Genomic DNA, 23321 nt, shown 5'->3' on the forward strand with positions numbered 1-23321 from the left:
CGGAAGCATGCGAGTGCGGACGGTTCGGCCCGGGACTCGGGGGCCACGTGCCGGCGGGCTGAGCCCGGCTCGCCGCCTCCCCTTGCCGCCACCGGGGAGGCGGACCTGCTCAAGCCGGGGTCGTCGTATTCTCACGCCGGCACGCCCGAGACGACGTCCGCGACGTTGCCTTGATAGCAGGTTGTCGTGGCGGTGCTGGGGGCGGTGACCGCCGGACCGTAGACGACGTAACGCTGGCCGGTCTGCACGTTGCGGCACTGGATCTGGACCCGATAGGTACCGGTGTCGCACTGGGCGCTACCGCGGCCGTAGTAGTGGTTGCTCCCCTCGTGGACCCATTCCGTCCAAGAGACGCATCCGGTGACACCGGCCGTCGGCAGCGGATCGTCGACGGGGTACACGCCCTCGGCGACGTTGCCGCTGTAGCAGGTTGCGGTGGCGGTGCCGGGAGCGTTTACCGCGTACCCGCCGTAGACGACGTACCCCACACCGGTCTGCAGGTTCCGGCACTGGAGCTTGACCCTGTAGCGGCCACCGGCGCACTGCACGTTGCCCCGACCGTAGTAGTAGCTGTTGCTGCCCTCCTGCACCCATTCCACCCACGTTGTGCAGCCGGAAGGCGTGGCCTGGGCGCCGAGGCCGGCCCGTGCCGTCGCGCCGGCCGGGACCGGTGCGGTCACGACGGAAAGGCCGACAACCGCCGCCGCAATCGACGAAAGCAGATGCCTGATCACGGCTGCCTCCTGACGGCAAATGGAAGAACGTCGATCATACGGGCGTGCGAGAACGACGGGAAGACGGTTCACGGAACGGGAGGTTCGCCATTGAGCCTTTCCAAGCTGGCCTGGCAGCTCGAGGCGGATGCGGCGAGCCCGGAGATTGATGAGGGCGAGGCTCCAGGTAAGACAGCAGTCGACCAAGATCCGATGCCCCGACCGGGAGCCTCGCCTGTGCTGTCTTGCCCCTCGCCGATCCCGCTGTCCAGCCGGACCCTGAGCCATCTCGCCGGCCGCATCCGAGGCCACCGCACCCAGCAGCGATCCCGGTGGCGACGCCTCGACCCAGGTCAACAGGCGCTGCTCGTCCTGGCCCATCTGCGCGACGGTGACACCTACACCCGGCTCGCGGCCGGGTTGGCCGTCGGTGTCGCCACCGCCTGGCGCTACGTGCAGGAAGCGATCATGCTGCTCACCGCGGTCGCTGAGGACCTGGCCACGGCGATGCGGCGCATCCGCCGCCTGGCGTACGCGATCCTGGACGGCACGCTGATTCCCATCGACCGGGTGGCGGACCAGAAGCCGTACTACTCCGGCAAGCGCAAGCGCCATGGCGTGAACGTTCAGGTCATCGCCGACGCGCCGGCCGGCTGGTGTGGGCCTCACCGGCACTGCCCGGCTCGCCCGGGAGCGTGAACGCGATCTTCCGGATCGGCGACGACCTGGCCGCCCGCTTCCCGCTGGTTGGTCACGACCCAGCGCAGGCCCGCGCGTCGCTGGCGGCAGAGGCCGAGGCTGCGCGTGAACTGGCCGACGCCGCAACCGTCCCTACCCCGAAGCCGGTGGCGATCGGGGAGCCGGGCGCGGGCTATCCCCTGCCGTGGAGCGTCCAGACCTGGCTGTCCGGCCACGACGCGACGGTCGAGGACTCTGCAGGGTCGAACGCGTTCGCCCATGATCTGGCCGAGCTCATCGCCGGGATGCGCGCCGACGACACCCGTGGGCGACGCTTCGACGGCGTCGGTCGCGGCGGGCGCCTCCCCGGACCACGACGAGTGGCTGGAGACCTGCTTCCGGCAGAGCGAGGACCTGCTCGACGTACCCCTCCTGCGGCGGATCTGGGCAGAGCTTCGGACGCTGCCCGAGGTCGACGAGGACGCGATGTGCCACCGCGACCTCATCCCGCCCAACGTCCTCGTCGAAGACGGCCGTCTCGTCGGTGTCCTGGACGGCGGCGGCTTCGGCCCGGCGGACCCGGCGCTCGACCTCGTGGCGGCCTGGCACCTCCTCGACCCGCGGACTATTCAACGTCGCCGCAGCATCAGCGCAACGGCTTTCACCGGCGCACGCTCACGCCGCTGATGAGGCGCAGCCTCCGTGAGTGCGCTCGGTTGACACTGTGCCGTGGGAGCAGGGCGGGAGCGCCTGATGCTAACGGTCACTGACCAGGTGTCGGCGTGAGCCAAGGTCGCTCGGGCCAGTAGCCACGTTCGATTGCCGAACAACTTGCAGGACGCGCCACCTCAGCCTGTCGGCGGGCAACCCGGTGACGATCCGGGGATCGGGGGAGCAGGTTGGGAGCAGCGGGGTGCCATGAACGGCCTTGAACCGCGTCCAACGGCATCGAACGGCGCGCAACTGCACCCATCCCTAGCTGCGGCTCCACGCATCCGCAGGTCAGAGGCGGTGCGGCGTCCTGTTTCACCGCGGAGTGCTCGGCGGTTTGTGCACCTGTCGATGGTTGCCTATGTCGCCTGGTGGGGGAGTGTGTGCAGGTCGGGCGGTAAGGAGCTGCGGGTTGGCTTGGCCTTGCAGGTGGGAGCAGATTGGGTGCAGGCTGGCGAAGTGGTCATCGCGCCGAAGTGCTCACCGGGACTGGACAGAGCGGAGAAGGCTGACCTGCAGCGTTACAGGCGTCGGCCCGGCGTGAACTCCCAGAGGAGACCGAAGTGGTTAACGAGTGCCGCCGATATCTGCGGGACATTCGTGGCTGACCGTCGTGTCGCGGGAGCTAGCGGCCACCCGTGGCGGGGTGTCAGCCATGACAGCCACAGGTGCCTTCAGCCGTGTGGACACTCTCCTTGGCGGGGGACTGTGGCTTTAGGCTACGGAACGGTTCGAAGACTTTCGAGGAGATGCCGTCACACGCGTGTTCCACGCGGTCGCTCCGGTGCTACGGCCCGGCTTGCCCCTCCAAACCCCGCGATACTCTGGTCAGCCTCCGCACCTGCTGATATTTAGGAACGCTGCAAAGTATAGTCGCGGGCGGTAGATGGCCATGGTGAGATTCTTGCGCCCCACGGCCCGGAGGGTCATGGTGAAAGCCTGGCGTTATGGAAGGGGTCGGGAACTCCCTTGGAGTTCGTGGTCGTGGGATGAAGGGTAAAGTGAGTGCTTTCCAGCGTGGCGACGGCCAAATTTATTTGGCCAGCTATTCGCCTGTCTCGCAGGGCCCGGCGGTTCTCAATGGGTGGCTGGAAGTGGTCTCTGCCGACATCACTGATAACCAACTTGGCGCGCTTGTTCAAGAAGGGCTCCGTTTCGGCGAGGATCCGGGGCGGGAGATTTCGCTGAAGGATGGGGAGGAAAACCTGCGTCACCTTCTGAGGCTGGCGAAGGTCAGGTCCTTTGCAGCGTTCACGCGAGATGCCCGAGCGGTGGGCGTAAGGCGTGACGACTCCGGCCTCTACTTCGTCTTTTGCGCGAGGAACAGTGGCGGTCGCGCGGCCTTTTCGTACACGGGAGACAAGGCCGTTGCTCCGGTCGAGTCCAGCGCTGACGAAGTAGGTAAGGCTGTCCGAGTTGGACTCTCGTCCTCTTGCATAGTCGACGCGGCTCGCTCGCGGTAGGTCCTCGGCTGCGTTGGGGCGACGTTCCGGCTGTCCGGGCCGTCGCCCAATCTGGTCGGCGACCGGTCGATCGGGATCAGCGTGCCGTCGAGGATCGCGAACGCCAACCTGGTGGCTCGGCGCATCGCGGCGTTGAGGTCGTCGTCGGCGCACCCGGCGGGTAGGTCGACGGCCTCGCGCAAGGAGCGCCACACGGTGCGTTGCCCAGGCCGCGGAACCAGTTGGCCTGACGGTCATTGCAGGAGGATGTGCTCAAATGCCGATGAGCGGTCAGGTCTTCATCTGGTATTCGTGCCCTGGTGGTGGCGCTCGGCGAGCTCCTTGAGGTTCAGCAACTGTCGTCGTGCCATGATTAGGTCGCCGATCGATAGCCCGAAAGCGGCCCAGCGGCTTGTCTGCATGACTACCTTGAGCAATAAACCACATTATGGTTACACGACGAGCACTCCACCCAAGTGACGATTCCTTTTTGCTGCACCGGTGCCGCTCGTCCTGCGGACACGTGAGGAATGCGGCTTTGCCGTAGCCACGTCTGTACATGACGTGCAGTCGGCCCTCGCGGCGAAAGCAAGAAGCGGGCGTTGGAGTTCGAGTCACCTCGGTGGCCAGGGCCGAGGATCTCGACCGGGCAGACATCGATCTCGATGACGAGGATGACGAGGGCCTGGATGGTGCCGAGATATCCGTCGAGGCCAAGGCAGCACGGTTTCTCACGGCGCTGAACCTGCCCGTGTGGCGGCCATTCAACCAGTCGGCCGTCTAGGACCTTGTCGGAGGGCGCCGTGACGACCGCAGCATTCAACGGCCAGACCGGACAGAAGAAGCGGCCCGGGCCGTCGGCGGCGGCGAAGGCCGCCGCGCGTCGTTATGCCGGCTCGGGCACGCCTCCCTGCTCGCCGTCCTCGGGCATCGGCTCGACCGGCGCGTCCGGCAACTCGCCAGACGTACCGGCAAGCAGCTCTGCGGCGTCGTCGGGTGCGTGCTCACGAGGGTCAATGGGTGGATAGACGTCCGGATCAAGGTCAGGATTGGTCATTGGGCAAGTATCCGCCACGACCGTCACTGCCGCCCCTCGACGGGTGGCGAACCCGGGTGGCCGGCCCGGCACCGAGATGTCAGCGCCGACCAGGGCGGGCGCCGGCGCATCCTGTACCGGCCGGCTCCGTCTGAGTGCCCGGCAGCGCACAACTGCCGAGTAGCTGCAGAAGGACCCTTGGGCAATTCGCCGGGCTCGATCGACCGTTCAGCGGCCCGAACTCGGGCCGCAGTACCGCCCGGAGGCCGTGTTCGTCGACGTCGGAGAAAGCCTTCCTCGCGACCGCATATCCCCCGTACCGTCACAGCGCGGCGGTGACCCCCCGGTGGAACCAGGCTGATGATGTGCCGCACGATCAGCGCCCAGGTGGCCCGGTCATCGGTGACGGAGTCCGCGCAGTAGACGTCGGCCACCGTCGCCAACTTGCCACGGTCGGCCTGAGCCGGCCGGGCCTGGTAGCCCACCAGCTCGGCTACGGGGGCCCGCGGCAGTGGCACGAGTGGTCGGACGGAAGCTGGCGCACGCTGGCGAAACCGCTGGGCCGCCGCGACCTGATCATCGCCGCGCCGATCGGCCCACACTCCCGTGACCTGGCCGTGATCACGCGTCTGCGAGTACCCCGGCGGAAACGTGATCGTCGACGACGTGGTGGACCCGATCAACGGGACTGATCATCGTTGCCATCGAGCAGGCTTCGCGTCCGCACGGTGTCCGGACGGTCTAGGCCGTACACCGCCTCGTTGAGGGCCAGCGCCCGCTGATAGCTGGCCCGCGCCGCCTCGAAATCCCCATCTCCCGCTGTACGTTACCGGGGGCTTTCTGGCCGAGCTTCACGCTGGAAACGGCAAGCGGTCTCCATAGGTAAGGGCCCTGGGCTGGGCGCTGACCTCGGCAGTGCGGTTGCCGCGTTGGTGTGATTTCGCCTGGTAGGTGGACTCCTCCACCCATTCTCGGGCGCTCGCACGACGGGACACCGGTGGGCTTATGGAGAGCCGGGTGTCGTTACTGCGGTAGGGGCTGCCATTGGAGCATGGCCGCGGTGGCGTCGTCGCGCAGTTCTCCGTGTTCGTAGCTGATGATGGTGTGGATGAGTTGGCGCATGATCTCGGCAGGCGGCAGATGGTGTGCCATGGCGGAGACGACGAAGTCGGACAGCCGGTGCAGGCCGAACAGTTCACCGTCGGCCGAGCGTGACTCGGTGATGCCGTCGGTGTAGAGCAGCAGCGTGTCGCCGGGCTGCAGGGTGTGCGCGGTGATACCCGGGGGCCGGGTGCGCATGTGGGCGAGACCGAGCGGTAGCGCGGTGGGGGTGGGCAGCGGTGGCTGGGCTGCGCCGTCGCGCAGCAGGAGCTCGGCGGGATGGCCGGCGCAGATGCGGCGGTAGTGCCCGGTGGTGGTGTCAAGCTCGGCGAGGACGGCGGTGACGAAGGCTCCGGGGTGTTGGTTGCGGACCCACTTGTCGATACTGCGGTAGGTGTCGGTCAAGTCCAGGCCGCATCGGCGGGCGTTGCGGTAGGTGTTGAGGGCCAGGGTGGTCAGGGCGCTGGCGGTGATGCCGTGGCCGACGGTGTCGAACAGGGCGACGTGCAGGGTGGTGCCGTTGACGGCGTAGTCGAAGGCGTCGCCGCCGACGTCGTAGGACGGCTCCAGGACCGCGTTGATGGTGGTGTCGTGGGCGGTGAAGCTCAGCGGGGGTAACTGGTTCCAGATGATCTCGGCGGCCAGTTGCATGGGCATCCGGCGTCGGGTGTGTTCCACGGCGTCGCCGTAGAACCGGCGGCTGGAGATCAACTCGGCGACCAAGGCGGCGACGACGGTCAACGCCTGGTGCAGCTCCTGGTCTGGTTCGGCCTTGAGCCTTACCTGTAGGACGCCTAGGCGTTGCGTCGCGTGCAGCAGCGGCAACCAGAGTAGGACGTCCTCGGGGCCGTCGTGCTGTGTAGCGCGCGTTGAGGTGAACGCGCGGCCGGCATCGGTGCCGTTGATGCGGATCGAGTCGGTGACCCGAGAGATGTCACCGGTGAGGGGCCACAAGGCTATTTGCTCGTAGTCGACGAGCAGTGCGGTGACGTCGATCGCGTCGAGCAGGGGTGCCGTGTCGCTCAGTGCGGTGGGAAGCTCGTCGAGCAGACTGAGCTGCCGCAGGCCCAGCAGACGCTGCACAGCTTGCAGCGGATCGGCCATCATCGCCTCCTCTCGTCGTTCGGCCGCCGGTGACTTCGCGAGCGCTCCTGGCAGGCAATGTGCAATCACGGTCAGTGGGTCGATCGTCTGACGATCTCCGCCCATACAATCTTGCCGGTGCGGCCGGCCCAGACCCCCGGGCGGGTACCCCACCGCCGGGCCACTGACGCGATCAAGAACATGCCCCGCCCACCGACCTCATCAGGGTGAGGCTGACGCCTATGTGGTGGTGCCGGGTTGGTGTCGGTGACCTCGATCAGAACGGCATCGTCGCGGACAGTCATTCTCAGTTCGCCGCCGTCATCGGTGTGCTGGGTAACATTTTGGACGAGTTCGGTCGCCACGAGCAGCACATCGTCCGCATGGTCTGTCAGCCCCCAGCGTCGGAGCGCCTGCTGCGCGACGCGGCGCACAAGCGACGCAGGAGTGCCATGCCGCAAGGGCACGCGGATGTCATCCACACTAGTGACATACCCAGGTACCGATCATCCTCACGATCATCATCGATAATTGGGACTGTACAAATAACGGCTGATCGACCGATCAAGGGAGAGACGCCAGATGACGACCGAGATCACCTCGGGGCGGGAGTCGGCCGGCGGGTCGGTGGGTGCGGTCACGGACGAGCAGTTGATCGCGATGCTGGTCGATCGGGCTCGTGGTGACGGGCTGAAGCTGACTGGTGAGGGCGGGCTGTTGCAGCAGCTGACCAAGCGGGTCCTGGAGTCGGCGTTGGACGGGGAGATCACCGACCACGTCGGCTACGACAAGCACGACCCGGCCGGACGGGGCAGCGGAAACACCCGTAACGGCAGCCGAACCAAGACCGTGCTCACCGACGTCGGGCCGGTCGAGGTTCGGGTTCCGCGGGACGCGGCGGGCACGTTCGAGCCGCAAATCGTGCGGAAACGGCAACGGCGCCTGACCGGCGTCGACGACATGGTCTTGTCGCTGTCGGCGAAGGGCCTGACCCACGGGGAGATCGCCCCCCCATTTGGCCGAAGTCTACGGGGCTGAGGTGTCGAAGCAGACCATCTCCACCATCACCGACAAGGTCATGACGGAATGGCCGAGTGGCAGAACCGACCCCTCGACACGGTGTATCCGGTCGTGTTCATCGATGCCATCAACGTCAAGATCAGGGATGGGCAGGTCGCGAACCGGCCGATCTACCTCGCGATGGCGGTCACCGTCGACGGACACCGCGACATCCTCGGCATCCGGGCCGGCCACGGCGGCGAAGGCGCCAAGCACTGGCTGCACGTGCTTACCGAACGGAAGAACCGCGGCGTCGCCGACGTGCTGATGCTCGTCTGCGACGGCCTCAAGGGTCTGCCCGAGACGGTCGAGACGGTCTGGCTCCGCACCATCGTCCAAACCTGCGTGGTGCACCTGCTACGCAACTCGTTCCGCTACGCAGCCCGCTAGGACTGGGACAAGATCGGCAAGGCGCTCAAGCCGGTCTACACCGCGGCGACGGAAGACGCCGCCACGGAGCGGTTCATGGAGTTCGCCGAAGCCTGGGGCAAGAAATACCCGGCGGTCGTCAAGCTGTGGTCCGACGCCTGGGCCGAGTTCGTTCCGTTCCTCGCGTTCGACGTGGAGATCCGCAAGGTCATCTGCTCCACCAACGCGATCGAGTCGGTGAACCCCCGCATCCGCAAGGCCGTCCGGGCCCGCGGTCACTTGCCGAACGAGCAGGCCGCGCTCACGTGCGGCTACATGGGGTTGATGAGCCTCGACCCGACCGGCGCCGGCCGCAGGCGCTGGACCATGCGCTGGAAAGCGCCCCTGAATGCGTTCCAGATCGGCTTCGAAGGCCGGCTCACCCCGGCCAACCACTGACCACCTCAACAACCAAGATCAGCTGTTAACTTGACACTCCCCATCGTTCCGCTCATGCCGCCGTCCGAGTGCGATGGTCGCGCCCGATGGCGCGTTTGTTTCGATCAGCTCGCCGCAGGGCCGTCGAGATAGGCGACGGTATTGGGCACTCCCGCCCACGGACCTCCTCAGCCCGATACAGCCGAGAGGCATGGAGCAAAGCTTCCTCCGGAACCACTGGCGCTCCTCACCGATGTCGCTGCGTTGGCCGTACAGCCATTCGTACAGCCAAGCCTGCCAGCCAGCCAAGACCGACACGATCCGACAAGGGCCGACAGCCTGAGCAGGGTCCGCGCAAGCTGGCCAGCCGCCCGCGACCGCCGCCGCGGAACAATTGACGGGAAGCTGACCTGGGCGCTCGATGGGCATTGGGGCGGCCTCTGCGAATCGGCAAGGGGTCACGGTGAACGAGGCAGCCGGTCAGGCTCAGGCAGGGAACGAAGCAATGCCGGCAGGGCGCCAAACACGAGGGGAAGGCCGCCCAGCTCGTTGATCCCGACCCATGCGAAGTCGTCATGCTCCTCAGGTGCACGGTTAGTGGGACGCCCACCCCGACACCCCCGACGAACTCCCACCCATCGACGTCGACCTCTCCACGCTCACACCACTGGTCGCCGCCCTTCACCTGCCCTTCGTCACCGTAGACCTCGCCCAACGCGACGACGGCCTCTGGCGCGTCGTCGAACTCGGCGACGGCCAGGTCAGCGACCGACCTACCACCATCAGCCCCCACGCCTTCGTCGCTGCGCTACTTGCCGGTCGATAGGGCGCTGCCCTCTGCCACAGGCCGCGGCACAGGAAACGTTCAACGCGGTAGGAGTTCGCCACCGAACCCGAAGCCCTCGCCATGGTCAAACGGCTCCTAGCCGTCGACGCGGGCGGCAGCTGGCGCAAGCAAGACGGCGATGCCGCATCGTTCCCACCGCAGTAACGGCGTGCGCCCCGACCGGCGGCCCGAGGCCCGAGTTCAGGCCGTCCCGTGTCGGCGGGCCGTCGTCAGCCCAAGCCGGTGGTCGCGAGGCGTCCCGCCGGTCCCCGCAGCACCTCAACCGCGCCGCGACATGCCAGCCGCCTGGCCTCGGCGGTGGCCAGCGCGTGCAACGCCGGCCCGACCCGCGCGGCGCCGCCGAACTGGAAGTCGAGCTGTGTGCGGTAGAGACCGGCGGCGGCGACCTTGACGCCCAAGTACGGGCGGATGTCGACGGCCTGTTCTACGCCGGCCGGCAGGGCCCGCCACGGGCGTTCGTCCGGGGCCCGGCTGACGTACGGCACGTCACGCCACCACAGGGCGTCCGGGGCGCACGCGACGACTGCCTCCGCGACGACGCGGTGGTCGACATGCCCGCCGAGCGCCTGCGGGGCGAGCACCAGGTCGGCGGCGAGCACCCGCGGGCGCAGCGCGGCGCCCAACGCGGCGCCGACCGGATCGTCGGAGCGGACGCCGGCGAACAGTTCCGGTGCACTGACGTAGCCGCGGTGCGGCGCCTCCGGCAGTGGCAGGTGCACCGGTACGGCGCCCAGCCTGCGGCACGCCGCCGCGTCCTCGGCGCGGCGCAGCGCCATGTAGTCGACGTGCGCCGGCAGGCCCTTGTCGAGCTGGGTGGAGAGAGCGAACGGCGACGGGTCCGGCACGGAGGCGGTGAAGCAGGTGAGCACCTCGACGAACCAGCCGGCGGCCGCGAGCGCGGCGAGAGTGCCGCCGACGGAGAAGACGGCATCGTCGAGGTGCGGGCTGACCGCGACGGCGCGACCGGTCACAGCAGGTGCGGCGCGGTGCGGAAGCGGCACGCCGGGTCCACCGGCGGATCGGCTATCTCCAGCACGGCGGCGCCCAGGCCGTCGTAGACGGCGGTGATCCGGTCGGCGACCACCGGCCAGCTCCACTCCCGCTCGACGTCGCTTCGGGCGCGGGCGGCGAGCCGCCGGCGCAGGGCGGCGTCGTCGAGCAGCCGGCGCACCGCCGCGGCGAGGGCCGCCGGGTCTCCGGCGGGTACGAGCAGACCGTTGTCGTCGGGGCGTACGCAGTCGCGCACGCCCACCACGTCGGTGGAGACCACGGGCAGTCCGCTCGCCATCGCCTCCAGGATCGTGTTGGAAAACCCCTCGGCGTAGGTGGGGCTGACGAAGATCTCGCCGCGGGCGTACACCTGGTGGGCCCGTTCGTAGGGGACAGCGCCGAGCATTTCGACGTCGCCGGTCAGGCCGAGGTCGGCGATCCGCGCGCTGGTGGCGTCGACGTCGGGGCCGATGCCGGAGATGAGCAGCCGCACGGGTGTGGCGTCGGCGCGTAGCTTCGCCACCGCGTCGATCAGGTCCAGCACGCCTTTGCGGGTGTCGATGCGGCCGTGGTAGAGCAGCACCGGTGGCGCGGAGACCTCGCCGAGGGGTCGGGTGGGCGCGAACCGGTCGGTGTCGGTGGCCCCCGGTACGACGGTGAAGCGGGCCGGGTCGAGGTCGTGCCGGGCGCACACCTCGGCGGCGAACGACTCCGAGCCGATCAGCAGCGCCGGGGCGTGCGCGAAGACCGCCCGCACCAGGTGCCGGTGGGTGGCGCAACAGGTGCCGACCCAGTGTCCGTCGCCGCCCTGCACCGAGACCACGGCGGGCAGGCCGGCGGCGCGGGCCGCGCGCAGCACCGCCAGACCGTTCGGGTAGGCGTACTGGGCGTGCAGGACGTCGAAGGGGCGTTGCGCGTGCAGTCGAAGTACCGTGTCGGTCATCGCGGCCACGTCCGCCTCGAAGTCGGCGGGTTCGCCCCGGCCGACCGCCTGCTCACCGTGCGCCTCGAGCGCGTACACCGCGACGCCGGACGGAACCCGGTCGGCCGGCGGGGGGCCGCCGCCGTAGACGGCACGGCCAGCCGCGTCGCCGCGGTACTGCGAGACGAGCGTGACGTCGTGGCCGGCCCGCGCGAGGTGCCGCAGCAGATTCTCCGCGTACGCGCTCATGCCGGACACCGCCGGCCAGTAGCGGCGGGAGACGAAGCAGATCCTCATCGCACGGTCACCTCCAGGTCCCCGGCACGCGCGGTCGCGTCGGCGTCGCGGCGCTCCGCCGCTTGCAACGCCGCCAGCGCGGCGGGCACCAGCGTGTCCGCCCGGTGCGCGTCGCGGGACAACTCCAGGCTGACCAGCCCGGTGTAGCCGATCCGGGTCAGCGCCCCGAGCACCGCCGGGAGGTCCATGTCACCCTCGCCCGGGGCACGGTGCTCGTGCCGACCGCGGGGCATGTCCTCCACCGCGCACGCGCCGAGCGCCGGGCCGAAGGCCCGCACCGCCTCCGCCGGCGCGTACCGGCCGGAGACCAGGCAGTGCCCGGTGTCCAGGGCCAGGGTCAGGCCCGGCACCTCGGCGGCGAGCCGAGCCCAGTCGTCGCAGTCGTCGACCAGCATTCCCGGTTCGGGCTCGAACGCGCAGCGCACGCCCCGCCCAGCCGCATAGCCGACCACGTCCCGCACCCCGTCGACCAGCCAGCCCCAGCAGCGTTCCCGGTCCGTGCCGGGCTCGGGAACACCGGCCCAGAACGAGACCGCCTCGCTACCCAGCCCGGACGCGACGTCGACGCAGGTGCGCAGGAAGGCACGCCGCCGGGCGCGGTCCGCCTCGTCCACGGAGACCAGCGTCGGGTGGTGCTTGCGGCGGGCATCGAGCAGGAAGCGGGCGCCGGTCTCCACGACGCTGGCCAGTCCCAGCCGGTCGAGGTGGCGGGCGAGCCGCGCGGTGCGGCCGGCAAGGTCGGGGGCGTACGGGTCGTGGTGCGCCACGTCCAGAGTCAGGGCAACCCCGTCGTAACCGGCGTCGGCGAGCAGCGCGAGGGCGTCGTCGAGGCGGTGTGAGGTCATGCCGTTGGTGTTGTAGGCGTAGCGCAGCCTCATGCGGCGCTCCGGGCAACGGCGTGCCGGCTCGGCTCCCGGTACAGCGGGTAGAGCGGTCCGACGGTGCGGGCCACCCCGGCGAGGTCCAGCCACGCGTCGCCGTCGAGCCGTTCCCGGCCAGCCGCGTCGAGGACGACCGCCGCGCTGCCCTCGCGCGGCGGTGGCCCCGACCCGACCAGCGGCGAGTCCCGCTCGACCAGTCGCGCCACCCCGCGCGCGCCGATGCGGCCGTACGACATGGTCTCGGCCTCGAGGCCCGGCACGATCACCTTGACCGCGACCGCCCCCTCCCCCGGTGCCACGACGACGAGCACGTCGAACTCGGCGAGCCGGTGCAGCAGCTCCCCCAGCAGCGCGGGCGGCTCGTCCAGCGTGCCCGGCGCGACGGTGGGCAGCGAGGAGAACGGCACCCGGGCCCGCTCGGCCAGCACCACCGGTTCCAACAGGCCACGCAGCTCGGCGCCGCTGAGCCGGGTCCAGGCGCGCATCGCGTGCAGCGCGTGCGGCTCCTGCGGCGCGGGCGGTCGGGCGAGCTCCCGCTGCCAGTACGCCTCCGGCGCGACCGGCCGCAACACGTCGAGCGGACCGTGGGCGAAGACTTTGCGGGCGCGGGAGGCGACGTACTCCAGCACCGCCTTGCGCAGCGCGACCTCTCGGTCCGGGTGGGCCGCCTCGCCGCACGCGGTCACCGCCAGCGGCGGCGTCCCCGGCTCGCGGTCGACGCCGACGACGTGCACGTCGGCGATTCCGAATTCCGTGGAGGCGACCTTGGGAAGCACGTCGATCCCGGCGGCCCGGAGCCGGACCAGCGTGGCCAGCGTCACCGGGTCGCGCACCTCGTCGAGGTCGAGCACCACCCCGCGGTCCATGGCCCGGAAGGCGGTGACGTTCCCGTCGCGTTGCAGCAGCTCCAGCAGGCCGTGTGCGACCGCCCGCTCGACGGTGTCCCCCGCTCCGGACCCGTTGGTGATCACCGTGATCAAGCGTTCCGCCGGGTCCTGCCACGGCAGGTCGTCGGCGGACGAGGCGCAGAACTCGGCGGGCACGAGGACCGTTTCGCCGGTGCGCCAGCGCAGCGTGGGCAGCCAGGACCGCGGCTGGTCGTCGTTCACGGCGGTGCCGGCGGTCAGCACGAGTGAGCGGGGGTCCACCACGCCGCCCGGCCCGACTTCTCGCAGCAGCTCACCGTAGGAGGCCCACCGCGGGGCCAGTGCCCGCAGGTGGCGGTGCAGCAACAGGTCCTCCGCCAGCTCCCCGTACGCACCGGTCCGGGCCTGCTCGACCGTCGGCCCGTAGCCGAAGGCCGCCGCCCGGGGCCAACCGTCACCGAGGTGGTCGGCGGTGACCACGGGCACGCCGAGCCGGTCCACCCCGGACACGTCGAAGTCGCCGACCTCACCAGAAGGCAGCGCGCCGGCGAGCTGGTCGGCGACCGACGCGACGGTGACGGTGTCGGTGCGGGGCCGCAGGGCTCGGGTCATGTCAACTCCTCGATGGGGATCGGGCCGGCGAGCGGCTGCCCGCGCAGCTGCCGGTCGAACAGGGCGAGCACCTGCTCGCGGCCGACGGGCGCCGCGTACTCGAACGGGGTGGCGACGGCGTCGAAGTCGAGCGTCTCCACGAGCGCGCGGGCCTGGCGGATCTCGGCGTGCGACAGGGGGATCTGGGCGTGGTAGGCCTTGTGGCAGGACAGGCCCACCGGTGTCGCGCCGGCCAGCTCCACCTTGATGAGGTCACCGACGAAGAGGATGCGCCGGCGGGTGTCGTGCAGGACGCTGTGGCCGGGAAAGTGACCGCCGCTGCGGTACATGACCAGGCCCGGCGCCAGTTCGAGCCGGTCGTCGGCGGGCCACGTCACCCGGAACGCCTTGGTCCAGACCAGGTCGTCGACGCCGACGGCGAGCACCGGCGGGGCCAGCTCGTCCTGCAACTGCCACAGCGCGCCGTACCCGTGCACGTGACTGGCGCCCAGCGCGACCAGACCGCCGCGGCGGCGCAGGTCGGCCAGGGCGGCGGGCGGGTACCAGCCGGCGGCCTCCCAGCCGACCAGCCCGACGTCGGTCTCGACCACCCAGCCGGTGCTGCCCAGCCCGAGCTGCGGCTCGCACCAGTAGCCGATCACCCCCGGGGTCATTTCCGCCCAGCGGGCCTGCCGACCGGCCGCCACCTCGTCGGCCGCATGGAACAGCCACCCCTCCTCGGGTAGGGCGTTGCGCACGTCGACGCAGACCGGGCAGAACGGTGGCGGGGCGAACCAGCGTTGCCAGTGCCCGCAGTTGTCGCACGCGTACGGCCGCAGCGGCATGTGTCAGCTCCCTCCGGCGGTGTGCAGCAGCTCGTGCAGGCGCAGGTCCCGCGACAGCGGCCAGCACCACTGCGCACCCCGCACCGCCGCGCCGAAGGCGCGGACCTGGGCGGTGAACGGGCCGGTGCAGGTGTCGAAGGGCAGCTCGGTGGTGCCGCCGGTGACCGCGTCGAGGCGCCGGAGGTTGCCACCGGCCGTCTGGCCCATGGTGTCGACGGCGACGAGCTGGGCGCGGGTGCCGACGATCTCCAGGCGCCGGCGGGGCAGCTGGTCGGAGGTGTTGAAGCTGACGTGCATCGAGACGAGGACCCCACCCGCCGTGGTGCCGGTCAGCATCGCCCCGTCCTCGACCGGATAGGGATGCACCTGCCGCTGGGTGAGCACGGTGAGGGTGGTCAGGTCGTCGCCGAGCAGCGCGCCGACGAGGTCCACCCCGTGTGGGGCGAGGTCGGCCAGCGCGCCCCCGCCGGAGCGGGCCGGGTCGATCCGCCAGTTGTCGTGGGCGCGGCCGTCCGGGGTCCAGTCCGGGGGCAGCCAGCAGCCGTAGACGATGCGCACCGCCGTCACCGTGCCGAGATCCCCGGTGGCCACGAGGTCGGCGATGAGGCGATGCGCCGGATGGAACCGCTGGTCGAAGGCGGCAGCGGCGAGCGTGCCACCGGCGGCGGCGACCAACCGGCGGGCGTCGGTCACGGTCGCTGCGAGGGGCTTCTCGCACAGCACGGGCAGGCCGGCCTTGGCGATCACCGCGACCAGGTCGGCGTGCGTGTCGGTCGGCGTGGCGACGTAGACCGCCTCGACGTCGCGGCGATCGAGGAGGGCGTCGAGGTCGGCGGTGGCCAGCACGTCCGGCCGCAGGGCGTCCGCCGCGGCCGGGTCGCGGTCGCAGGCGGCCACGAGGCGGGCGCCGGCGGCCCGGATCGCCGGGGCGACGTGGTCGCGGGCCACCCAGCCGCACCCCACCACCCCCCACCGCACCGGGTCGCCCATGTCGGTCACCACCGCTCGGGCAGGTCGAGAAGGAGCCGGCGGCGCACCGCATCCGGCCTGGGTGGGTCGGGCCAGCGCGGCGGCAGGTACGTCGCCGCCCGTCGGCCGTACTCGGCCGCCCACCGGTCGTCCGGCCAGGCGCGGTCACCGTCGACGTAGAGCGGGTTGCGGCGCAGCGGCGCGCACCCGGCGGGCAGCAGCAGCGCCGGGTCGGGTGGCGCGGCGGCCCCGTCGCGGGCGAGCCCAAGGGCCTCCGTGGCCGCCAGCGCCGCGCCGGTGGCCGGTGCCGGAAGCCGACCGTCGGCCGTCGCGGCGGTCAGCTCCTCCTCGGCGTACGCGGTGGCGCCGGGCAGCAGCGCCGTCCACTCCGCAGCGAGCAGCGGCAGTCCGGCCCGGCCGGCCGGGTGCCGGGCATTGTGCAGGTGCCCGAGCAGCACCGCCCCGCGTGGCCCAGCGGTGGCTATCGCAGCGGCCACGAAAGCGGCCTTGTCGGCGAGGAAGTACAGCGCGTCGTGGCAGGCGACGTGACGCGGGGCGGCGGCGGGTGGCAGCGGCCAGCCCGCGGTCAGGTCGGCGCAGACCAGCGCGACCGGCGCAGCGGGGGGCAGCACGAAACGGCGGGCCAGCCACAGCTTGGCGAAGACGACATCGACGCCGGTGAGGTCGGTGTGCCCGTGCAGGGCAAGGTGCCGCAGCAGGTGCCCGGCCCCGCAGGCCAGGTCCACCACGGCACGGCCGGCCGGCGGATGGGCCGCGGTGAGCGCCAGCACGGCCAGCCAGCTGGGGTCGGACCAGCGGTGCCGGAAGTAGGTGCCGACCCGGCCGAGGCCGAGCAGGTCCACCGCCTCGGTCAGAGTCCGGGCCTCCAGCGCCGCCCGCAGCCGGCGCGGCGGCGGAGCCGGACCATCCCACCAGTCGTCGGCGTCGGCAAGCAGCAACACCGTCGCGCCGCGGCGGTCACCGGCGTCCAGCGCCGCCACTGCTGCCTGACGCAACTCGTCACGTCCGGGCCGCAGCCACGGTATGCCGTCGACGACGGGCCAGCGGCGCACGCCGTCGGTGAGGCTGTGCCCGGTGTCGGCCCGCAGTCCGCTGCCATCGGGGCCGCGCCATCCGGCGCCGGTGGCGGGCGCGTCGACGGCGGTCACAGCCCTGCCGCCCGCAGCACCGCGTGGTGGTACCTGGCGACCGGCCCGTCGTGCACCAGCTCCAAGTCGACCAGTGCCTGCTCGGCGGTGAAAGCCGCCGCCCGAGCATGGTGGTGGGCCTGGAGGACCCGGTCCAGCACGTCGGCGGCGTGGAACGCCGCCCCGAGCGGACTGTGCGCGTCCGCCCGGCACGCCAGCGCGGCGCGTACCCGGGCTGCGAGCGGCACGGGCAGGGTGGCGAGTTCGACCTCGGTGAGCCGTTCGGTGACCGCCTCAAGGTGCTTGCCGAGCAGCAGTTCCCCGGCGAAGCCGGCGTCGGGGAGCCGGGCGTTGTGCAGGTGGTGCGCTAGCCCGAGCAGGAACGCCGCACCGGGGTCGGCGCCGACGTCATCGGCGAGCAGCGCGCCGTAGACGGCGACCGCCCAGCAGTGCTCCGCGTGGTTCTCGGCCGGCTCGACGATCAGACGGGGTCGCCCCGGGGCGGTGGCGCCGGCGCGTGGCTGGCGGCACAGCGCGGACACGAACGGCGGTTCGCCGCCCTCGGCGATTCCGTCGGCCACCAGTCCGGGCAGCGCGACGTGCAGCCGGCTGACGGTGTCCGGGTGCAGCGCGTCGGCCAGCTCGGCAATCGCCCGGGCGAGGACGTTCTCCACGTCCGGCCCGGACAGGCCGCAGCGGGTGAGGGTGGGAGCGTCCAAGCCGCCGAGCCGCGCCCCGGCCACGGCTGCGGCGCACTCCCGATCGGCCACTGCCACCGGGTCGGCACCGGCGACCAGCGCTGCCCAGGCCCGGACGAAGGCCCGTTCGGCGGCGGATCGGTCAGCGTGCGCCACCCGGACCCGCTTCAGGTCGCCAACCTGGCGGAACGCCGGCGCCACCGCAGCCAGCCGCTGCACCGGCGGCACGGCCAGCGCGGTGGTCACGCCGCGTCCAACCACCGCAGCAGGGCCCGCTCCTGCACGTGCAGGGCGTGTTCCGGAGGACCGCCGTCGCGGGTCATCGGGGCCTTGAAGAAGTAGCCGAGCTGCTCCTGCGGGCCGCCTTCGCCGCGCCGCGCCGCCTCGGCGACCAGCCGCACCAGCTCCAGCACCAGCGGCGCGGCGAGGATGGAGTCCCGGCACAGGAAGTCGACCTTCATCTGCATCCGCTGGCCGAGGAAGCCGACGAGATCGATGTTGTCCCAGGCCTCCTTGGCGTCACCGCGTGGCCGGTAGTAGTCGATGCGGACCACGTGGTCGTCCACCGGATAGCCGAGGATCTCGTCGAGCACCGAGCCCTTGGTGTCGAGCTTGCTGGCCAGCGACGAGGGATCGTCGAGGATCTGCCCGTCGCGGTTGCCGAGGATGTTGGTGGAGTACCAGCCCTCGACGGCGAGCGCCCGGGACCGGAACGCCGGCGCCAGCACCGTCTTGATCAGCGTCTGGCCGGTCTTGCCGTCCTTGCCGGCGACCGGCACCCGCTCCCGCTCGGCCAGCTCGCGCAGCGCCGGCACGTCGGCACCGAGGCTCGGGGTGAAGTTGACGTACGGGCAACCCTCACGGATCGCCGCGTAGGCGTAGAGCAGACCCGGCGTGATCGCCGCGTCGTCGCCGTCCAGACCCGCCTCGAAGGCGGCCAGCCCGGCCAGGACGGGCGTGGCGGAATCGGGCCGCGCCTCGGTGGAGGCGAGGTTGACCACCACCACCCGCTCCAGCGCCTGTTCCGTCCGGAACCGGCGCAGGTCCGCCCGGAGGTGCGCGACCCGGTCCCGCAGCGGGCCGACCGGCACCACGTTGGCGCCGGTCGCGTTGCGGCACCACGCCGGGTCGGCCACCGCCGGCCAGGGCTTGATCGCCTGCAACGGCCCCGCGACGGTGTCCAGCTGCGGCGGCTCCACCACCCGGTGCAGGTGCGCGGCCTTGGCGAGGTCGTCGGGGGCCAGGTCCCAACCGCCGAAGACCAGCGACTCGTACGGCACCAGGTCGTTGCGGTCGGCCAGCGGCAGCCCGGACAGGTCTCGCATGCCGAGCCGCAGCAGCTCCACCCCGGCCACCGCCGTCGTCGCCACCGCGCCACCCAGTCCGACCACCGCGACCCCGATGCGCTGCTCCGTCATGCTTCCTCCCGTGTCGACCCGGCCGGCCGGATACCGGCGGCCGGATACCCACGAAGGGCCGGCGCATTCCCGCCGCTTCGCGGCGGACGACCGGAGCGGGCGGGCTGTGGCAATCGCCGGTGCCGGACCGCCGACCGAGGTCAAGATGCAGGTGGGGGCGGGTGCCGCTCCGGCGGTTCGCCTCGGGGGAGGGCTGGTCGTGAAGGTGCTTATCGCGGGCGGCGCGGGCTTCATCGGCAGTACGGTCGCGTCGCGGCTGCTCGACGCCGGCCACACACCGGTGGTGATCGACAACCTCGTTACGGGCCGGCGGGAGTTCTGCTACGGGCGGATCTTCCACGAGGGCGACGTGGCCGACGCCGGGGCGGTGGACCACGTCCTGCGTCGCCACCCTGACATCGAGGCGGTGGTGCACTGCGCGGCGCTGATCGTCGTGCCCGACTCGGTGTCCCGGCCGGTCGACTACTACCGCGCCAACGTGGCCGCGACGCTGGAGTTCGTCGACCGGCTGCTCGCCCACGACGTGCGGCGCCTGATCTTCAGCTCGTCGGCGTCGATCTACGAACCCGGCCCGGACCTCGCCGTGGACGAGGCGTCGCCGTTGCGAGCCGACAACCCGTACGCGCACACCAAGATTGTCGTGGAGCGGATGCTGGCCGACATCGCCGCCACCAGCCGGCTTCGGGTGCTCTCGTTGCGCTACTTCAACCCGGTCGGCGCCGACCCGGCACTGCGCACCGGTCCGCAGGTCCCGACGCCCTCACACGCCCTCGGCCGGCTCATGCACGCTCACCGCACCGGTGTACCGTTTCCCGTCGCCGGCCTCGACTGGCCCACCCGCGACGGCTCCGGGCTGCGCGACTACGTGCACGTCTGGGACCTCGCCACCGCTCACCTGCGGGCGCTGGAACGCTTCGACCGCCTCTTTCCCGCCGACGGTCCCCGGCACACCGCAGTCAACCTCGGCACCGGCACGGGTACGACCGTGCTCGAACTCGTCTCGGCTTTCAACGCGCTGGTTGACGACCCGGTCGCCGTAACCGAGGCGCTGCGCCGTCCGGGCGACAGCGTCGGCGCGTACACCCGAAGTCGCCTGGCGTGGGACCTGCTCGGCTGGCGCGCGGAGCGGAACCTGCCCACAGGGATCGCCGACTCGCTGGCCTGGTTCCGCCGGCGGGAAAGGCTGCTGCCCGACCTTGCCGTGCCGACGCACCGGTTGGCCGACGACGCGCAAGCCGCGGGCCACGGCCACTGGTCGCGGCGCTGAATGCGCCGCCGAGGGCGAACGCCCCGACGCGCACTGCGACGTCCTGGCAGTCACCACCCTGCCCGGCCGCGACTTCGACCCGTGGGGCCGCCCGGTGAACTGCCCCGCCGTCTAAACCCGAACCTGGGGAGCCGGCCGGGTCTTCGTCGGCACCCCTGGGCACGACCTCGACGTGCTCCGCGATGACACCGTCCACACCACCGTCCGGCGGGGACTGCGCTGGGCCAGCCGGTGACCGCCCGGGTGGGCGTCGGGATCGTGGGCTGCGGCGCCGACTCCCGCAAGCACCTGCCGACCCTGATTGGCCTGGACGAGCTGGACGTCGTCGCCGTGGCCGACCTCGACCCCTCCCGCGCCGCGGAACCCCCGGCACGACCGGGGAACTTCGCGCAGGGATGGACCTGCCTGACCGAGGCGATCCCGTAGACGCGCCGGGTCATGCCCATGATGGGCCATCCATGGGCCAGTAACCGGAGCACCTAGCGGTCACGAGCGGGCACGACACGGAACCCGGCCGGCCATCGCCGGGCCGAGATCGGGGGAGCGGATTGGGAGCAACAGGGTGCTCCACTCGCGACCAGCTCGGACACATATCCCGCGCTCTGCAGTGACTGGAGTCCCCGCGGCTGCCCGGAGCACCCCCATGTGCGTGAGGAGGACGTGCGGGGCGCCGGTCACAGAAGCTTGAACGGCGGAGCCGCGAGCGTGGGAGACCGAGAACGCCAAGGGCCGTGCCGGCGACCGGGGACAGGTCAGAAGAAGGGCACGCACACCCGGCCAGATCCGTACCGAGTCACCCGGTACGCCAGCACCGATCCTGGCGGCAGTCCGTCAGAACCACCACAGTGACACTCAGAGATCCGTGGAAGTCAGATTCTAGGAGAATCCCAAGATATCACCTTGTGTGGCTTGGATATCCCATCTGACGAATCAGAATGAAGCCGCCGCTGGATCAGCCGTGCCGGCGCGGATGTTCCCCGCGGAATTTCCGTCTGTCTCGTGACAATGCGCCTTGCGGGCTCTCAGCGTCCGGCCATGGCGGAGGAGGGTTCGATGTCCACCCGAGCTGTAGACCTGGCAGCCGAACCACAGATCGGTTCGACAATTCCGTTGGTCGTCGACCAGGGACATCCGTTCTTCTTCGACCATCCGCTCGACCACGTGCCGGGAATACAACTCGCGGTTGGGCTGCTGGACCTGTTCCGCGAGGTCGTCGGAGCACCCGATGGCGACCGGCCGCACGACCGCCTGCGGTTGTCGCTGACCTTTTCCCGGCTGTGCGAACTGGACGCCGAGACGTACCTGCATGTCATGCCCGCGGCCGGGCGGTTCCATCTGCGCGCCGAGCAGCACGGCCACGCCGTGTGCGAGGGGCACGCCGAGCTTGTCGAGGAGAGCGTTCCCGTCCGGGTGGTCGCGGCACCGGCGGAGCCGGCACCCTCCGCCCCGGCCGAGTTGGTCCATCGGCACCGGCCGCAGAACATCGGCATCAGCGAAGTGCGGCGGCCGTGCCCGGAAGTCGCCGAGTCCCAGGTGCTGTCACCACCGCCGGGACACTTCCTGCGCCGGCACGATCCGGCGCGCTACAGCTCTGAAGAGCTACTCGAGGCGGGCCGGCAGTTCTGCGTGATGCTCAGTCATCTCGACCACGGGCGGTCCCTGGACACGCAGATCCTGTGGATGTCCGTCGACCTCGACGTGCCCTGCGGACTGCCCAGTACGCTTCCGTTGCTTCTGCGTTGGCCAGCGATGACGCCCGCCGTGGGAGCCCGAGCACGATTCGAGCTGGCACTGACGGTGGCCGGCGATCCGACCCCGTTGGGCCACCTGACCTATGTCTCACACGCGCTGAGCCGCGAGGCGTACCTGCGCAAACGGCGGACGGCCGGCAACCAGGACAACGACGCGCGGCGGGGGTCGCAGTGACCGCGGCACAGTGGATCGCACAACTCGGGGCCGCCTGGCGTCAACGTGATCCGCTGGCGATCGGCCAACTCTTCACGCCGGATGCCGCGTACCACCAGGGCCCCTTCGGCACCCCGCACCGGGGCCCCGCCGCCATCGCCGCACATTGGGAAGCCACCCTGTCCCGCCAGGTCGAACCTCGCATCTGGTTCGGGGAACCCGTCCAGGCGGGGGACCGGGCGAGCGTCGAGTGGTGGTGCATCGTGCTCGACCCGGCGACCCGGGTGCCCCGGACCGCCTCGGGCTCCCTGGCGTTGCGGTTCGCGCCGGATGGTCGCTGCGCCTCCTTCCGGGAGTACTGGCACACGGTCCAGGAGACGGCCTACGAGCCGCCGGCCGGCTGGTTCGGCGGATCGGCATGACCACGAGTGTGTCCAGCGCCGTGTTCCGGGCACCCCGGATCCTGTTCGTCGTCGCCGTCGGGTTGGCGCTGGCGGGGGTGGCCGTGCGGATGTCGGACCCGGCGGGCGCGCTACGCGGGACGGCGCTGACCCTGACCGTCGCCTATCTGGCCTGGCTGCTGGTCGAGGTTCCGGTCACCTTCGCTCACCCGACAGGCGTCCAGGACGGCCGTACGCTGGTTCCGTACGCGCTGGCGCGGCTGGCGACCCTTGGCTCGACCGCCCTCCTCCCGCTGCCGTGGGCCGCCTGGTTCCCGCTGCTGCTGCTGCCGGTGGCGCTGTTCGTCGGTGGCGTCGCCCTCCGCGAGGTCGCCATCCGGACCCTGGGCCGGTTCTACTCGCACCACGTGGCCCGCCGCACCGACCAGGTCGCCGTGACCACCGGCGTGTACCAGCCGATCCGGCACCCGGCGTACGCCGGCATGCTCCTGGCCCACCTCGGCCTGGTGGCCTTCTTCCTCAACCCGGTCAGCGTGCTGTGCCTACTGCTGCTGCTCGCCGCCGTGGTATTCCGGATCCGGGTGGAGGAGCAGGCACTGCTGGACGTGCCGGGCTACGCGGAGTACGCGGCGAACCGGTCCCGGCTGCTTCCCGGAGTGTGGTGAAC

The 23321-nt window shown here is 71.0% G+C and carries 21 protein-coding genes and 3 pseudogenes; 10 read left to right on the top strand and 14 right to left on the bottom strand.

The window, feature by feature from the left end; translation table 11 throughout:
- Positions 1-131: 131 nt before the first annotated feature.
- On the bottom strand, positions 132-680 hold the full coding sequence (locus tag ACTMSW_RS11385) for a hypothetical protein (protein WP_441180649.1): 549 nt from the start codon (positions 678-680) through the stop codon (positions 132-134).
- A gap of 270 nt (positions 681-950) precedes the next feature.
- Between ACTMSW_RS11385 and ACTMSW_RS11390 the strand changes: the two are divergent.
- Both ACTMSW_RS11390 and ACTMSW_RS11395 read left to right on the top strand, forming a co-directional pair.
- Positions 951-1702 (top strand): annotated as a pseudogene (locus ACTMSW_RS11390) (transposase family protein); the annotation flags it as partial.
- A gap of 13 nt (positions 1703-1715) precedes the next feature.
- Complete coding sequence (locus tag ACTMSW_RS11395) at positions 1716-2078, top strand: phosphotransferase (RefSeq protein ID WP_441180499.1); 363 nt, start codon at positions 1716-1718, stop codon at positions 2076-2078.
- Positions 2079-3627: 1549 nt separating this feature from the next.
- Here the strand turns inward: ACTMSW_RS11395 and ACTMSW_RS11400 are convergent.
- Positions 3628-3771, bottom strand: a pseudogene (locus ACTMSW_RS11400) (IS5/IS1182 family transposase); the annotation flags it as partial.
- 395 nt (positions 3772-4166) lie between these two features.
- Between ACTMSW_RS11400 and ACTMSW_RS11405 the strand changes: the two are divergent.
- Positions 4167-4328, top strand: coding sequence for a hypothetical protein (locus ACTMSW_RS11405; protein WP_441180500.1), 162 nt, complete (start codon positions 4167-4169; stop codon positions 4326-4328).
- A gap of 102 nt (positions 4329-4430) precedes the next feature.
- Here the strand turns inward: ACTMSW_RS11405 and ACTMSW_RS11410 are convergent, their stop codons facing one another.
- The 3 genes from ACTMSW_RS11410 to ACTMSW_RS11420 all read right to left on the bottom strand — a co-directional run bounded on the left by ACTMSW_RS11410 (position 4431) and on the right by ACTMSW_RS11420 (position 7246).
- Entirely contained in the window at positions 4431-4601 is a 171-nt protein-coding gene (locus ACTMSW_RS11410; protein ID WP_441180501.1) for a hypothetical protein, read from the bottom strand.
- A 1002-nt stretch (positions 4602-5603) separates the two neighbouring features.
- On the bottom strand, positions 5604-6785 hold the full coding sequence (locus tag ACTMSW_RS11415; RefSeq protein WP_441180502.1) for a PP2C family protein-serine/threonine phosphatase: 1182 nt from the start codon (positions 6783-6785) through the stop codon (positions 5604-5606).
- A gap of 71 nt (positions 6786-6856) precedes the next feature.
- The gene (locus ACTMSW_RS11420; protein ID WP_441180503.1) at positions 6857-7246 is read right to left on the bottom strand and encodes an ATP-binding protein; all 390 of its coding nucleotides are present in this window, start codon (positions 7244-7246) and stop codon (positions 6857-6859) included.
- A gap of 178 nt (positions 7247-7424) precedes the next feature.
- Between ACTMSW_RS11420 and ACTMSW_RS11425 the strand changes: the two are divergent.
- Together ACTMSW_RS11425 and ACTMSW_RS11430 are read left to right on the top strand one after the other, a co-directional pair.
- A pseudogene (locus ACTMSW_RS11425) lies at positions 7425-8630 on the top strand (IS256 family transposase).
- A gap of 616 nt (positions 8631-9246) precedes the next feature.
- Positions 9247-9435 carry an ATP-grasp domain-containing protein gene (locus ACTMSW_RS11430; RefSeq protein ID WP_441180646.1) on the top strand — a complete coding sequence of 63 codons (189 nt, stop codon included), beginning with the start codon at positions 9247-9249 and terminating at the stop codon, positions 9433-9435.
- Positions 9436-9665: 230 nt separating this feature from the next.
- Here the strand turns inward: ACTMSW_RS11430 and ACTMSW_RS11435 are convergent, their stop codons facing one another.
- The 9 genes from ACTMSW_RS11435 to ACTMSW_RS11475 are packed head-to-tail and all read right to left on the bottom strand — an operon-like array spanning position 9666 to position 19081.
- Positions 9666-10457 (bottom strand): PIG-L deacetylase family protein, encoded by a 792-nt coding sequence (locus ACTMSW_RS11435; RefSeq protein ID WP_441180504.1) that lies wholly within the window; start codon positions 10455-10457, stop codon positions 9666-9668.
- On the bottom strand, positions 10424-11665 hold the full coding sequence (locus tag ACTMSW_RS11440) for a glycosyltransferase family 4 protein (RefSeq protein WP_441180505.1): 1242 nt from the start codon (positions 11663-11665) through the stop codon (positions 10424-10426). The genes ACTMSW_RS11435 and ACTMSW_RS11440 overlap by 34 nt, the downstream gene beginning before the upstream one ends.
- A complete protein-coding gene (locus ACTMSW_RS11445) occupies positions 11662-12543 on the bottom strand; it encodes a sugar phosphate isomerase/epimerase family protein (RefSeq protein ID WP_441180506.1) in 882 nt (293 codons plus the stop codon). The genes ACTMSW_RS11440 and ACTMSW_RS11445 overlap by 4 nt, the downstream gene beginning before the upstream one ends.
- The gene (locus ACTMSW_RS11450) at positions 12540-14024 is read right to left on the bottom strand and encodes a YcaO-like family protein (protein WP_441180507.1); all 1485 of its coding nucleotides are present in this window, start codon (positions 14022-14024) and stop codon (positions 12540-12542) included. Before ACTMSW_RS11450 ends, ACTMSW_RS11445 begins: the two co-directional genes overlap by 4 nt.
- Positions 14021-14848 carry an MBL fold metallo-hydrolase gene (locus ACTMSW_RS11455; protein WP_441180508.1) on the bottom strand — a complete coding sequence of 276 codons (828 nt, stop codon included), beginning with the start codon at positions 14846-14848 and terminating at the stop codon, positions 14021-14023. The genes ACTMSW_RS11450 and ACTMSW_RS11455 overlap by 4 nt, the downstream gene beginning before the upstream one ends.
- 3 nt (positions 14849-14851) lie before the next feature.
- Positions 14852-15838 (bottom strand): Gfo/Idh/MocA family protein, encoded by a 987-nt coding sequence (locus ACTMSW_RS11460; protein ID WP_441180509.1) that lies wholly within the window; start codon positions 15836-15838, stop codon positions 14852-14854.
- 5 nt (positions 15839-15843) lie between these two features.
- Complete coding sequence (locus ACTMSW_RS11465; RefSeq protein ID WP_441180510.1) at positions 15844-16986, bottom strand: class I SAM-dependent methyltransferase; 1143 nt, start codon at positions 16984-16986, stop codon at positions 15844-15846.
- A complete protein-coding gene (locus ACTMSW_RS11470) occupies positions 16983-17909 on the bottom strand; it encodes an HD domain-containing protein (RefSeq protein ID WP_441180511.1) in 927 nt (308 codons plus the stop codon). The genes ACTMSW_RS11465 and ACTMSW_RS11470 overlap by 4 nt, the downstream gene beginning before the upstream one ends.
- Positions 17906-19081 carry an inositol-3-phosphate synthase gene (locus ACTMSW_RS11475; protein WP_441180512.1) on the bottom strand — a complete coding sequence of 392 codons (1176 nt, stop codon included), beginning with the start codon at positions 19079-19081 and terminating at the stop codon, positions 17906-17908. Before ACTMSW_RS11475 ends, ACTMSW_RS11470 begins: the two co-directional genes overlap by 4 nt.
- Positions 19082-19280: 199 nt before the next feature.
- On the opposite strand from ACTMSW_RS11475, the gene galE reads away from it, so the two are divergent.
- The 5 genes from galE to ACTMSW_RS11500 all read left to right on the top strand — a co-directional run bounded on the left by galE (position 19281) and on the right by ACTMSW_RS11500 (position 23319).
- Entirely contained in the window at positions 19281-20348 is a 1068-nt protein-coding gene (galE, locus tag ACTMSW_RS11480) for a UDP-glucose 4-epimerase GalE (RefSeq protein WP_441180513.1), read from the top strand.
- 231 nt (positions 20349-20579) lie between these two features.
- A complete protein-coding gene (locus ACTMSW_RS11485) occupies positions 20580-20774 on the top strand; it encodes a hypothetical protein (RefSeq protein WP_441180514.1) in 195 nt (64 codons plus the stop codon).
- 627 nt (positions 20775-21401) lie between these two features.
- A complete protein-coding gene (locus ACTMSW_RS11490) occupies positions 21402-22274 on the top strand; it encodes an AfsA-related hotdog domain-containing protein (RefSeq protein ID WP_441180515.1) in 873 nt (290 codons plus the stop codon).
- Complete coding sequence (locus ACTMSW_RS11495; RefSeq protein WP_441180516.1) at positions 22271-22675, top strand: nuclear transport factor 2 family protein; 405 nt, start codon at positions 22271-22273, stop codon at positions 22673-22675. The genes ACTMSW_RS11490 and ACTMSW_RS11495 overlap by 4 nt, the downstream gene beginning before the upstream one ends.
- Entirely contained in the window at positions 22672-23319 is a 648-nt protein-coding gene (locus tag ACTMSW_RS11500; RefSeq protein WP_441180517.1) for a methyltransferase family protein, read from the top strand. Before ACTMSW_RS11495 ends, ACTMSW_RS11500 begins: the two co-directional genes overlap by 4 nt.
- Positions 23320-23321: the final 2 nt, after the last annotated feature.

It is taken from the genome of Micromonospora sp. BQ11, assembly GCF_052068135.1.
GTDB lineage: Bacteria > Actinomycetota > Actinomycetes > Mycobacteriales > Micromonosporaceae > Micromonospora.